Source organism: Staphylococcus sp. NWU MKU2, assembly GCF_033283605.1.
GTDB lineage: Bacteria > Bacillota > Bacilli > Staphylococcales > Staphylococcaceae > Staphylococcus > Staphylococcus haemolyticus.
Genome location: NZ_JAVSMH010000002.1, coordinates 250,559 through 263,604 on the forward strand (window position 1 = coordinate 250,559; position 13,046 = coordinate 263,604).

The 13,046-nt window shown below is 31.6% G+C and carries 13 protein-coding genes and 2 pseudogenes; all 15 read left to right on the forward strand.

The window, feature by feature from the left end:
- Positions 1 to 332: 332 nt before the first annotated feature.
- The gene (locus SBL15_RS04630) at positions 333 to 968 is read left to right on the forward strand and encodes an O-methyltransferase (RefSeq protein WP_107612317.1); all 636 of its coding nucleotides are present in this window, start codon (positions 333 to 335) and stop codon (positions 966 to 968) included.
- 2 nt (positions 969 to 970) lie between these two features.
- Positions 971 to 1,894, forward strand: coding sequence for a peptidase U32 family protein (locus tag SBL15_RS04635; protein WP_053016692.1), 924 nt, complete (start codon positions 971 to 973; stop codon positions 1,892 to 1,894).
- A gap of 17 nt (positions 1,895 to 1,911) precedes the next feature.
- The gene (locus SBL15_RS04640; protein WP_317955299.1) at positions 1,912 to 3,180 is read left to right on the forward strand and encodes a U32 family peptidase; all 1,269 of its coding nucleotides are present in this window, start codon (positions 1,912 to 1,914) and stop codon (positions 3,178 to 3,180) included.
- Entirely contained in the window at positions 3,180 to 3,803 is a 624-nt protein-coding gene (gene udk / locus SBL15_RS04645; protein ID WP_107613863.1) for a uridine kinase, read from the forward strand. The genes SBL15_RS04640 and udk overlap by 1 nt, the downstream gene beginning before the upstream one ends.
- Positions 3,804 to 3,878: 75 nt before the next feature.
- Positions 3,879 to 4,355: a transcription elongation factor GreA gene (greA, locus tag SBL15_RS04650; RefSeq protein WP_037536682.1), complete on the forward strand. Its 477-nt coding sequence runs from the start codon at positions 3,879 to 3,881 to the stop codon at positions 4,353 to 4,355.
- A gap of 532 nt (positions 4,356 to 4,887) precedes the next feature.
- A complete protein-coding gene (gene pxpB / locus SBL15_RS04655) occupies positions 4,888 to 5,616 on the forward strand; it encodes a 5-oxoprolinase subunit PxpB (RefSeq protein ID WP_317955301.1) in 729 nt (242 codons plus the stop codon).
- On the forward strand, positions 5,606 to 6,610 hold the full coding sequence (locus SBL15_RS04660) for a biotin-dependent carboxyltransferase family protein (protein WP_037536677.1): 1,005 nt from the start codon (positions 5,606 to 5,608) through the stop codon (positions 6,608 to 6,610). Before pxpB ends, SBL15_RS04660 begins: the two co-directional genes overlap by 11 nt.
- Before the next feature lie 3 nt (positions 6,611 to 6,613).
- Positions 6,614 to 6,725: pseudogene (locus SBL15_RS12985) on the forward strand (acetyl-CoA carboxylase biotin carboxyl carrier protein subunit); the annotation flags it as partial.
- Between the two features lie 107 nt (positions 6,726 to 6,832).
- Positions 6,833 to 7,063, forward strand: a pseudogene (locus tag SBL15_RS12990) (acetyl-CoA carboxylase biotin carboxyl carrier protein); the annotation flags it as partial.
- A 13-nt stretch (positions 7,064 to 7,076) separates the two neighbouring features.
- Complete coding sequence (locus SBL15_RS04670; protein WP_317955303.1) at positions 7,077 to 8,438, forward strand: acetyl-CoA carboxylase biotin carboxylase subunit; 1,362 nt, start codon at positions 7,077 to 7,079, stop codon at positions 8,436 to 8,438.
- Entirely contained in the window at positions 8,438 to 9,190 is a 753-nt protein-coding gene (pxpA, locus tag SBL15_RS04675; protein ID WP_107612564.1) for a 5-oxoprolinase subunit PxpA, read from the forward strand. Before SBL15_RS04670 ends, pxpA begins: the two co-directional genes overlap by 1 nt.
- A gap of 12 nt (positions 9,191 to 9,202) precedes the next feature.
- Positions 9,203 to 10,459 (forward strand): NRAMP family divalent metal transporter, encoded by a 1,257-nt coding sequence (locus SBL15_RS04680; RefSeq protein ID WP_317955305.1) that lies wholly within the window; start codon positions 9,203 to 9,205, stop codon positions 10,457 to 10,459.
- Positions 10,460 to 10,705: 246 nt separating this feature from the next.
- Complete coding sequence (locus tag SBL15_RS04685; protein WP_107612561.1) at positions 10,706 to 11,392, forward strand: 5'-methylthioadenosine/adenosylhomocysteine nucleosidase; 687 nt, start codon at positions 10,706 to 10,708, stop codon at positions 11,390 to 11,392.
- 23 nt (positions 11,393 to 11,415) lie between these two features.
- Complete coding sequence (locus tag SBL15_RS04690) at positions 11,416 to 11,943, forward strand: YqeG family HAD IIIA-type phosphatase (RefSeq protein ID WP_107612559.1); 528 nt, start codon at positions 11,416 to 11,418, stop codon at positions 11,941 to 11,943.
- Entirely contained in the window at positions 11,944 to 13,044 is a 1,101-nt protein-coding gene (gene yqeH, locus SBL15_RS04695; RefSeq protein ID WP_317955307.1) for a ribosome biogenesis GTPase YqeH, read from the forward strand.
- The last annotated feature ends 2 nt before the right edge of the window (positions 13,045 to 13,046 follow it).

Genomic DNA, 13,046 nt, shown 5'->3' on the forward strand with positions numbered 1-13,046 from the left:
CTGAACTGTCAATATGTGATTTAATTTATAATTCAGAACAGTAATTTTATATAAGGAGTGGGATAATGAATTCAATTCGAGTTCTATTCTGCTCCTTTTTTGATTGATCAAATCATGTTTTTTTACATATTACATCTTAAATTACAATCAAATATATGATAAAATATTTAAAGTTAAATTCTTATAGGTAGACAATGAGTTTTAATAAATATTTAAATCAGTCATACATTTATAAGTATAAGTTATCCTAGCACGGTTAAGTTTAGCGGATAACTCCATATCGACTGGTTTATTTTTTAATGTCATTTTGTCTTTAAAAAGGAAGTAAATAAATGGAAGCTAACCAGCAGTATTTATTGGATATACATCGTAAAACAGATAATAAAATTGAAACGTTAAGAGAATATGCGGAGCAAAATTCTGTACCAATTGTCGATAGATTATCCCTAGAGATGATTAAACAATTAATTCGGATACATCGTGCGAAAAACATTCTAGAAATTGGCACTGCAATAGGATATAGTTCAATGCAATTTGCATCCGTATCAAATGATATACATATTACGACTATAGAGCGTGATGAGAAAATGATTACACAAGCTAAATCAAATTTTGAAACTTATGGCTACTCATCACAAATAAGACTTATAGAGGGAAATGCTTTAGAGCAATATAATGAAGTCAGTGATAAACAGTATGATATTATTTTTATTGATGCAGCAAAAGCTCAATCAAAGAAATTCTTTGAATATTACACACCACTATTAAGAAATGGTGGACTAGTCATTACAGATAATGTTCTATATCACGGCTTTGTGTCGAATATAGATATCGTACGTTCAAGAAATGTTAAGCAAATGGTTAAAAAAGTTCAAAAATTTAATGATTGGCTAATTAGTCTAGAAAATTACAGTACTAACTTTATAAATATGGATGATGGGTTAGCTATATCAATTAAAGGAGAATAATTATGACGGAATTACTCGTTACTCCTAAATCATTAAGTCATTTAGAAACACTAATAGATATTGGTGCAGATGCATTTGTCATTGGTGAACAAAAATTTGGGTTAAGATTACCAGGAGAGTTTAATCGTGAGGATATTAAACAAGCAGTCAAATTAGCGCATGAGCATGATAGAAAAGTATATGTTGCTGTAAATGGGATTTTCCACAATTATCATTTAAATGCATTGGAAGACTATATTAATTTCTTACATGAAGTTAGAGTAGACCGAATTATATTTGGTGACCCTGCTGTCGTCATGTATGTCAAAAACCAACATAATCCGATACCACTAAATTGGGATGCTGAAACTATAGTAACTAACTATTTCCAATGTAACTATTGGGGAAAAAGAGGTGCCAAACGAGCACTTCTAGCGCGAGAATTAAACTTAGATGAAATAATAAATATAAAAGAGAATGCAAATGTTGAAATTGAAGTTCAAGTACATGGGATGACTTGTATGTTCCAATCTAAACGCATGTTGCTTGGGAACTATTATACTTTCCAAGATAGACAAATGAAGATTAAACGTGAAAATGATGATAAAGAATTGCTCTTATATGACGAAGAACGTGATAATAAATATCCTGTATTTGAAGATTTTAATGGTACACATATAATGTCTCCAAATGATATCTGCTTAATTGAAGAACTCGAGCCACTATTTGAAGCTGGAATTGATTCATTTAAAATAGATGGAATTCTGCAAAGTGAAGAATATATAAACACTGTTACAGCTCAATACAGAGAAGCTATAGATTTATATAATGAAGATCCTGAAGCATATGAAGATGAAAAATTCATGTTAGTAGATCCAATTGAAGCAATTCAACCAGAACATCGTCCATTTGATGAAGGATTTTTATATAAACAAACAGTATATTAAAAAGGAGGCGCTAAAAAATGAAAACATTGACTGAAATTCAAACACAAGAGAAAAGTAAAATTAAAAAGCCCGAATTATTAGCGCCTGCTGGTAATTTAGAAAAATTAAAGATTGCAGTACATTATGGTGCAGATGCAGTATTTTTAGGTGGTCAAGAATATGGTTTGCGTTCTAATGCTGATAATTTTACTATGGCTGAAATTAAAGAAGGCGTTGAATTCGCAAATCAATATAATGCAAAAATTTACGTAACTACTAATATTATCGCTCATGATGAGAATATTAAAGGTCTCGAAAACTATTTAATTGAATTAGAAAAAACGGGTGCTACCGGAATCATTGTTGCAGATCCTTTAATTATTGAAACTTGTAAGCAAGTTGCTCCTAAATTAGAAATACACTTATCGACACAACAGTCATTGTCTAATACTAAAGCGGTTCAATACTGGAAAGAAGAAGGTTTAGATCGAGTGGTATTAGCACGTGAAACTGGTGCGATGGAAATGAAAGAAATGAAAGAAAATGTAGACATTGAAATTGAAGCATTTATACATGGTGCCATGTGTATTGCATATTCAGGTCGCTGTACACTTAGTAATCATATGACAGCTAGAGATTCTAACAGAGGTGGTTGTTGTCAAAGTTGTCGTTGGGATTACGATTTATTAGAAGTAGATAATGATGGTGAACTTGATCTTTATTATCAAGATGGAGACGTCGTACCATTTGCTATGAGTCCTAAGGATTTAAAATTAATTGAATCAATACCTCAAATGATGGAAATCGGTATCGACTCTTTAAAAATAGAAGGGCGCATGAAATCTATTCATTATATTGCTACAGTTGTATCAGTTTATAGAAAAGTTATTGATGCTTATGCTGAAGATCCTGAGAATTTTAAAATTAATCCTGAATGGTTAATAGAATTAGATAAATGTGCTAATAGAGATACTGCACCAGCATTTTTTGAAGGTACACCAGGATATGAAGAGCAAATGTTTGGTGTTCAACAAAATAAAAAATCACCTTACGATTTTTGTGGATTAGTAATAGATTATGATGAAACTACTCAAATTGCTACAATACAACAAAGAAATCACTTTAAACCAGGTCATGAAATTGAATTCTTTGGACCTGAAATACAAAGTTTTAGACAAGTTATTGATGCCATATATGATGAGGAGGGCAATAGTCTAGATGCTGCTCGTCACCCACTTCAAATTGTACAAATCAAAGTAGATCATCCAATTTATCCTAAGAACATGATGAGAAAGGAAATTAGATAATGGCAAACACAACAATTATTGGTATTGCCGGTGGTTCAGGATCTGGTAAAACAACAGTTACAAACGAAATCATGAAGAATTTAGAAGGCCATAGTGTCGCATTACTTGCTCAAGACTATTATTATAAAGATCAATCACATTTAACATTTGCAGAGCGATTAGAAACAAATTATGACCATCCCTTTGCATTTGACAATGATTTGCTAATAGAAAATTTAAAAGATTTACGAAATGGTCAAGCAGTCGAAGTTCCTACATATGATTATTCTAATCATACGCGTAGTGAAGAAACCATTGCATTTGAACCTAAAGATGTTATTATCGTAGAAGGTATATTTGCTTTAGAAAATAAAACACTACGTGATATGATGGATGTTAAAATATACGTTGATACTGATGCAGATTTAAGAATTCTTAGACGGCTAGTTCGTGATACTAAAGAACGTGGTCGATCAATGGAATCAGTAATTAACCAATATTTAAATGTTGTCAAACCAATGCATAATCAATTTATTGAGCCTACTAAGAAATATGCAGATATTATCATTCCAGAAGGTGGAAGTAACAAGGTTGCAATTGATATAATGACTACTAAAATTCAAACATTGGTTAGTAAACAATAAGTAAGTTACAATATGTATCAAAAAACTATATATTTAATAACTAAACCATATTAATTGAAAAAGGAAGATGACATAATGGAAAATCAAAAACAATATCCAATGACTCAAGAGGGTTATGAACAATTAGAAAAAGAATTAGAAGAATTAAAAACAGTTAAACGTCCAGAAGTTGTTGAAAAAATCAAAGTAGCACGTTCATTTGGTGACCTATCTGAGAACTCAGAATATGATGCTGCTAAAGATGAGCAAGGTTTTATCGAACAAGATATTCAACGTATTGAACATATGCTTAGATATGCTCTAATCATTGAGGATACTGGTGATAACAACGTTGTACAAATTGGTAAAACTGTTACTTTCATTGAGTTACCTGGAGATGAAGAAGAAAGCTATCAAATCGTGGGCTCTGCAGAGTCAGATGCATTCAACGGTAAAATTTCAAATGAATCACCAATGGCTAAAGCTTTAATCGGTAAAAGTTTAAAAGATGAAGTTCGTGTGCCTCTACCAAATGGTGGAGAAATTAATGTTAAAATTGTAAATATTAAATAGATAGATTTTTTCTGAATAAAGTTTTACAAACTCTTTAAATATCTTACTATTTACATTAATAAAATGCATATTTATATTGGCTATGAAGAAATCAAGTATCAACGATTTCTTCATAGCTTTTTTAATAACCCAATAATGTTATTGTATTAATTTTAATTAAGTGATATTAAAAAAGTTAACAGCTAGAATATGATAATTTTAAGATAAAATTATATTTTATGTTACAAAAATTCATATATATTTTATCAAATTAATTTGAAAATCTGAACTTTTTCATGACAAAATTAGTTTTATATGCTTAAATAACAATGTAAATACAATTGAATCATTTGCGAATTACACTATAAAGTAAGCGATTACATTTCGTCTCGCTTTTTTTATTATTCATAATTTGAAATACTTATTAAACAACTAAGATATTATAATGTTATAATTTTTTTATACATATCAGTAAAATATGATTATTTAAAATATTGAATCATTTTTTAAGGCGCAAATATACTATTAATAAAATTAAAGGGGAGGCAATGGATTGAAAGTTAAAGTTATAAATGAGCAATCGCTATTGCTTTATTTCAAAGAAGAAATAAGTGAAGTTAATTATCAAGAGGTTGATTTAACTACACAACATATTCTGTCCAAAAATATTCCAGATATTAAAGATGTTATCCCAACATATCGAGCTATTATGATTAATTTTAATAATAATTCAATCGATTACAAACAATTGATTGAAAAATTAGAATTAGATAAGCTCAAAGTTTCAAAAGAGAATACAAACTCTGAAAAGAATGTTATACATATTCCTGTACTATATAACTTAGAAATGGGACCTGATTTAGAAGAGGTAGCTAGTTATAACAACTTATCTATAGAAGAAGTTGTTCAAATCCATACAACTAATGAATACCTTGTATATATGCTAGGTTTTATGCCTGGTTTCCCATTCTTAGGTGGGTTAGATGAACGTATTCATACACCTAGAAGATCTGAACCAAGAGTTAAAATTAATGCTGGTTCAGTTGGAATAGCTAACAATCAAACAGGTCTATATCCTTCTGATTCACCTGGAGGATGGCAAATTATTGGAAGAACACCTTTAAAAGTCTTTGATCAATATTCTGAACCAATGACATTGTATGAAGCTGGTGATTATATTAAATTCTACTCGATAGATGAGAATACGTATAATCAAATTGAAAGTGAAATCAATGACGGAAGTTTTAATAAAGAAAAGTGGGTGACACGTAGTGGGCATTAAAATTTTGAAACCAGGTCTTTTCACTACCGTTCAAGATAAAGGACGTTTTGGATATCAACATTTAGGTTTCTCCGGGTCTGGTGCAATGGATCAATTTAGTTATAACTTAGGACGTAAACTAATCGGAAATAGCGGTCCTAGCCTAGAATTTACTATCATTGGACCAACATTGACTTTTACTCAAGCTAACACCTTTGTAATAACAGGTGGTCAATTTAATGCTAAATTAAATAATATTAATATTTCCAATAATAATGTCTTATTAGCAAATAAAGGCGATGTACTTGAATTTGGTCCAGCAATAAAGGGTGCACGTGGTTATATTTTCTTTGGTCATCCCCTTGATATTGAGATGGTTGCTGGTAGTTACTCTACACATACAAGAAGTAAAATAGGTGGTTTTGACGGTAGAGCTTTGAAAAAAGACGATCATATTAAGGTTGTGCAAAATAGCAACTTTAAGGTTAATCTTGGAAAATCAAGCGACTATGATGCAATAGAACAAGACAATATTATTCATATTATAGAAGGTCCTCAAGTAAATGCTTTCTCACGTGAAAAAAGAAAGACCTTAGTTGAATCGGAATATAAAATATCTGACCAATCAGACCGAATGGGGTATAGACTTATCGGTGACAACATTCCACCAGATAATGGAGCTGATATCATATCAGAACCTGTAGGGTTGGGTAGTATCCAAGTTCCAAATGATGGCAATCCGATAATACTTTTGAATGATAAACAAACAGTTGGTGGTTATACAAAAATTGCTACAGTTAGTCAATTAGACCTTAAAAAACTAGCTCAATTTAAGCCAGGTGATGTGATACAGTTTAAATGGATATCTGTGGATGAAGCGAATGCTATGTTAAAAAACTTTAATCAACAATTTGAAGAGAAATTAGAATCAGTGACAAAGGCTCCAATATTTAATATGCATTCAATGCGAGCAACATCAAAAAAATTAGCAAAATTAATTGAAGAGGAGAAATAATAGATGAATATAAAAAAAATAGAAGAAGTTATTAACTTAGTTAAATCAAATGGTGTTAAACGCTTTAAATTTAAGGATAATAAAAGCGAATTAGAATTAGATTTCACTGAGGGTTATCAATCATCTAATGTGTCTTCAAACCAAAACTTAGTAAGTACAAACACTGTAAATGATGAAAATCCACAACAAGTTCAAACGAATACAAGTGAAGAAACTTCTAAAGAAATCTCTTCTCCAATGGTGGGTACTTTCTTCTTACAATATAGTAAAGAGTTAACTGATCCACAAATTAAAGTTGGAGATAAAATTAAAGTTGGTGACATTATTGGTTATGTAGAAGCGATGAAAGTTATGAATGAAATAACTAGCGATGTAGATGGAGAAGTTGTTGAAATAGTAGCAGATCATGGTACAAACGTTGAATATGATCAAGTACTAGTAAAAGTTAAATAAGGGGGACAGCTAAATGTATCGTTGTTTAGTAGCAAATAGAGGAGAAATTGCGGTCCGTATTATTAGAGCCTGCCGTGAAATGGGAATCGAGACCGTTGCGATATATGCTAAAGGAGATGAGCAAAGTTTACATGTTAGTTTAGCTGATCAATCAGTTTGTATTGGTGAAGCAAATCCTTTAGATAGTTATTTAAATATTGAGCGAATTATTGGAGCAGCAGAAATTACAGGTGCTAATGCAATCCATCCAGGATATGGTTTTTTATCTGAAAGTACAACCTTTGCTGAAAAAGTAGAAGAAAATAATATTCAATTCATTGGGCCAAGTAAGAATACAATGGAACTCATGGGTGATAAAATAACTGCTCGACAAACTGTAGATGATGCAGGTGTTCCTGTAATTCCAGGATCTAAAGGTGCAGTTAATTCAGTTGATGAAATAAAGGAACTAGCTGAAGAAATTGGCTATCCTGTTGTTTTAAAAGCAGCAAGTGGTGGTGGCGGAAAAGGCATCCGTATAGTAAAAGAGCCAGAACAACTTGAAAAATCCCTTAAAGAAGCGAAAAGCGAAGGACAAAAATACTTTAACGATGACAGAGTTTATGTTGAAGCATTTATACCTGTGGCGAAACACGTGGAAGTACAAATTATTGGTGATGGTAAAGGTAATTATGTACATTTAGGCGAAAGAGATTGTTCGGTTCAACGTAAAAACCAAAAATTAATAGAAGAATCTCCTTGTGCCGCTTTAACTGAAGAGAGACGCCAACAGATATGCGCAGATGCAGTTGCAGTCGCAAAAGCATCAAATTATCGAAGTGCAGGTACAATTGAATTTTTAGTAACTAAGGATGCTCACTACTTTATTGAAATGAACGCACGTATTCAAGTAGAACATACTGTTACAGAGATGCGCGCTGATAGAGATTTATTACAAGCCCAATTATACTTAATGCAACATGATAAATTACCATTTTCTCAAGATGATATTGTGTTTAATGGACATGTAATTGAAGCGCGTATCAATGCTGAAAATCCAGAAAAGAAATTTCAACCTACCCCTGGTAAAGTTAAAAAGTTACATTTACCTCAAGGTTTCAACATACGTGTCGATTCTCTGTTGTATCCTGGGTATCAAGTATCACCGTATTATGATTCGCTAGTTGCTAAAATTATAGTAAAAGATAATGATCGTAAAACAGCTATAAGCAAATTAAAAGTAGCACTTGATGAAATGGTTATAGAAGGATTTACAACAACTGCAGACTTTTTATATGCAGTTTTAAGTTACCCACTTTATGCAGATGATGACGCAAGTGAAGTAGATATTAAATTCCTTGAAAAACATCAAATAATCGAAGGAGTGGAGTTATAATGCGCATAGACTTAAATTGTGACTTAGGTGAAGCGTTTGGAAATTACTCATTCGGTGGAGATAATCAAATCATTCCATTAATTACATCAGCTAATATTGCTTGTGGCTTCCATGCTGGCGATGAAAATGTCATGTATGACACAATTAAACTTGCCAAAGATAATGGAGTAGGTATTGGAGCTCATCCTGGATTACCAGATTTAAAAGGATTTGGTCGTCGCAATATGGATATTACACCAAAAGAAATCTATAATTTAGTTGTTTATCAACTTGGTGCGTTAGATGGATTTTGTAAGGTACATCAAACACGAATTAATCATGTTAAACCTCACGGTGCACTTTACAATATGGGTGCTAAAGATAAAAACATTGCACATGCAATTGCTCAAGCTGTATATGATTTTGATTCTTCACTAATCTTAGTAGGGTTATCAAATACATTATTAATAACTGAAGCTGAATCATTAGGATTACGTACTGCATCTGAAGTGTTTGCTGACAGACGATATGAAGACAATGGTCAACTCGTTAGTCGTAAAGAGGCAGATGCTGTAATCACTAATACTCAAGAAGCCTTAGATCAAGTTTTAAAAATGGTAATTGAAAATAAAGTTGTTAGTAAAAACGGAAAAGAAATTGATTTAAAAGCTGATACGATTTGTGTGCATGGAGATGGGGCTCATGCACTAGAATTTGTATCACAAATTAGAGAAAAATTAACGAAAGAAGGCATTGATATTCAATCCTTATAAGGGGGAGCTATTATGGGAGAAAACTTAAACCAAAATCCAAATCAAGAAATTAATCCAAATGAAAAGGAATTTAAATTCACAAAAAATCACAGACGATTACTATACGGTTCTGTATTCTTAATGGCAACTTCAGCCATTGGACCAGCTTTTCTAACTCAAACCGCTGTATTCACTGCAGAATTTTACGCTAGTTTCGCATTCGCAATATTAATTTCCATTATAATTGATATTGGAGCACAAATTAATATTTGGCGTGTGCTTGTAGTAACTGGACTTCGTGGACAAGAAGTATCTAATAAAGTTATGCCAGGTCTTGGTACTTTAATTTCCATACTAATTGCATTTGGAGGACTGGCATTTAATATTGGTAATATTGCCGGTGCTGGCCTAGGGTTAAATGCTATGTTTGGATTAGATATTAAATGGGGTGCTGCAATTACAGCTATCTTCTCAATATTAATCTTTGTAAGTAAAAGTGGACAAAAAATCATGGATGTTGTATCGATGATTTTAGGTGTTGTTATGATACTAGTAGTTGCATATGTTATGGTTGTTTCAAATCCACCATATGGAGATGCTTTAGTTCACACATTTGCTCCTGAAAATCCGGTTAAATTAATTTTACCAATTATTACACTAGTCGGAGGAACAGTGGGTGGATATATTACATTTGCTGGTGCACACAGACTTTTAGATTCTGGAATGAAAGGGAAAGAATTCTTACCATTTGTAAACCGTTCTGCTATTGCTGGTATATTAACAACTGGTATTATGAGAACGTTATTATTCCTTGCAGTATTAGGAGTTGTGGTTACTGGAGTAACATTAAGCGCTGATAACCCACCTGCATCTGTATTTGAACATGCAATAGGACCTATTGGTAAAAATATTTTCGGTGTAGTTATTTTTGCTGCTGCTATGTCATCTGTTATAGGATCAGCATATACAAGTGCTACATTCTTGAAAACATTACATAAATCATTATTGACTAAAAATAATCTTATTGTAATTATCTTTATTGTTGTTTCAACTTTAATTTTCTTATTTATTGGTAAACCTATTAGTTTACTTATTATTGCTGGTGCAATAAATGGTTGGATTTTACCTATTACACTTGGAGCTATTTTAATTGCAAGTCGTAAAAAATCTATAGTCGGAGATTACAAACACCCTACATGGATGCTTATTTTCGGTATAGTAGCAGTGATTGTAACAATTGTAACTGGTATTTTCTCACTACAAGATTTGGCTACGCTTTGGAAAGGCTAAAATTTCATTATTGAGACACTCTCATAAAGCTCTTATATAATTCTTAAAGACCATTTCTATTAAAGTTTAATAGAAATGGTCTTTTTTTTACAAATTTATATTAATTTACTGCATTAATTTCACGACCTCAAAAGCTTTTATATTAGAAGAATTTATTTTTTTAATTAAAGAGTAAATAACATTGTCGTGATGAATAAAAATATATGATAAAATAGCAATTGCTAAGATAAAGACTGAGGTGTTAATATGATTGGAATTATAGGAGCTATGGAAGAAGAAGTAGCTATACTAAAAGACAAATTAACAGATATGAATGAAATTTCTGTTGCACATGTAAAGTTTTATAGAGGGAAATTAAATTCAAAAGAAGTAGTGTTAACTCAGAGTGGTATTGGCAAAGTAAATGCTGCTATTTCAACTACGTTATTAATTGAAAAATTTAATCCAAACCTAATCATCAACACTGGATCTGCTGGTGCATTAGATGAGAGTTTATCTGTTGGAGATATGTTAATTAGTAATGATGTTGTTTATCATGATGTTGATGCAACAGCATTTGGCTATAAACTGGGTCAAATACCTCAAATGCCATTAGAATTTAAGTCAGATCAAGAACTACTTAAATCGGTAGAAACAGTAATTAATAAAAAAAATTATAATGCTAAAATTGGCCAAATTGTTAGTGGTGATAGCTTTATTGGTAGTGTAGAGCAGCGATTAACAATTAAACGACAGTTTCCTGAGGCTATGGCTGTTGAAATGGAGGCAACTGCAATTGCACAAACTTGCTATCAATTTAATGTTCCTTTTATAGTTACACGTGCAGTCTCAGATTTAGCTAATGGTAAAGCAGACATATCTTTTGAAGAGTTTCTTGGCGAAGCCGCAAAATCTTCAAGTTCAATTGTTGAAGCATTAATCAAAGTTTTATAAATAATAATAAAGGTGATAAATAAATGGGACTAATAAAAAAATATTTTATGCCAAACGACTACGTTAAGTCTGTATTTCAAATCGACATTGAAAAGTTAGCTGAGGCTGGTTTTAAAGGTATTATCACAGATTTAGATAATACCTTAGTGGGTTGGGATGTTAAATCTCCAACTATAGAGATACAACAATGGTTTAAAAGAGCATATGAGTTAGGTATCACAATTACAATTGTATCTAACAACAATGAAGATAGAGTGTCTAGTTTTTCTAAAGATCTAGATGTGGATTTTATTTTCAAAGCAAGAAAACCTATGGGCAAAGCATTTAAAAAAGCTATTAAACATATGAATATTAAACCTGAAGAAACGATTGTCATTGGAGACCAAATGTTAACTGATGTATTTGGAGGCAATCGAAATGGTTTATATACAATTATGGTGGTTCCTGTTAAACGTACAGATGGTTTTATTACAAAGTTCAACCGTATTATTGAACGTCGCTTATTAAATTACTTTAAAAATAAAGGCTATATTACATGGGAGGAAAATTGATTGGATGACACATTAAAATGTATTGGTTGTGGTGCGCCACTTCAGTCCGAAGATAAAAGTGCACCTGGGTATGTCCCTGAACATAACCTTTTTAGAGAAGATGTTATTTGCCAACGTTGTTTTAGACTAAAAAATTACAATGAAATTCAAGATGTTGGAATGGATAGTGAAGGTTTTTTAAATTTATTAAATGAACTGTCTGACCGAAATGGCATTATTGTTAATGTAGTTGACATATTTGACTTTGAAGGATCATTTATTAATGCTTTAAAACGAATAGTTGGGAACAAGAAGATTATTTTAGCAGCTAATAAACTAGATCTTCTACCAAAACAGATTAATAAACGACGAGTAAAAGAATGGCTTAAGAAAACTGCTAGAAAATATGGCTTAGATGCTGACGATGTTATACTAATATCTGCTCAAAAAGGTTGGGGAATCGATGATCTTCTAGCATCAATTGACCAAAATCGAAATAAACAAGATGTTTATATAGTCGGCACAACGAACGTAGGTAAATCTACACTTATAAATAAATTAATTGAACAAAGTGTAGGAGAGAAAGATGTAGTTACTACATCAAGATTTCCTGGTACTACATTAGACTTAATTGACATACCTTTAGATGAAAAAACGTTTATGTATGATACTCCTGGTATTATTCAATCTCATCAAATGACTCACTATGTTTCTGAAAAAGAGCTAAAAACAATCGTACCTAAAAATGAAATTAAGCAAAGAGTTTTCCAACTTAATGAAGGACAAACGTTATTCTTTGGTGGGTTATCTAGAATAGATTATGTCTCAGGTGGAAAAAGACCGCTAGTTTGTTATTTTTCAAATGATTTAAATATTCACCGTACCAAAACAGAAAAAGCTAATGATTTATGGCGAAATCAAATTGGAAATGTTTTAACACCACCAAATAATCCAGAACAATTTGATATGAGTGATACTAAAGCTGTTAGACTAGAGACTGGAAAAGAGAAGAAAGACATAATGATTTCCGGTCTAGGGTTTATAACAATTGAATCAGGTGCAAAAGTTATTGTACGTGTACCAAAAAATGTTGATGTAATCTTAAGAAATTCAATAATGTAAGG

What these genes read in the sequence shown, in the direction of transcription:
- SBL15_RS04630 (WP_107612317.1), top strand. Translation starts at nt 333, where the DNA reads ATGGAAGCTAACCAGCAGTATTTATTGGATATACATCGTAAAACAGAT.
- SBL15_RS04635 (WP_053016692.1), top strand. Translation starts at nt 971, where the DNA reads ATGACGGAATTACTCGTTACTCCTAAATCATTAAGTCATTTAGAAACA.
- SBL15_RS04640 (WP_317955299.1), top strand. Translation starts at nt 1,912, where the DNA reads ATGAAAACATTGACTGAAATTCAAACACAAGAGAAAAGTAAAATTAAA.
- udk (WP_107613863.1), top strand. Translation starts at nt 3,180, where the DNA reads ATGGCAAACACAACAATTATTGGTATTGCCGGTGGTTCAGGATCTGGT.
- greA (WP_037536682.1), top strand. Translation starts at nt 3,879, where the DNA reads ATGGAAAATCAAAAACAATATCCAATGACTCAAGAGGGTTATGAACAA.
- SBL15_RS04670 (WP_317955303.1), top strand. Translation starts at nt 7,077, where the DNA reads ATGTATCGTTGTTTAGTAGCAAATAGAGGAGAAATTGCGGTCCGTATT.
- pxpA (WP_107612564.1), top strand. Translation starts at nt 8,438, where the DNA reads ATGCGCATAGACTTAAATTGTGACTTAGGTGAAGCGTTTGGAAATTAC.
- SBL15_RS04680 (WP_317955305.1), top strand. Translation starts at nt 9,203, where the DNA reads ATGGGAGAAAACTTAAACCAAAATCCAAATCAAGAAATTAATCCAAAT.
- SBL15_RS04685 (WP_107612561.1), top strand. Translation starts at nt 10,706, where the DNA reads ATGATTGGAATTATAGGAGCTATGGAAGAAGAAGTAGCTATACTAAAA.
- SBL15_RS04690 (WP_107612559.1), top strand. Translation starts at nt 11,416, where the DNA reads ATGGGACTAATAAAAAAATATTTTATGCCAAACGACTACGTTAAGTCT.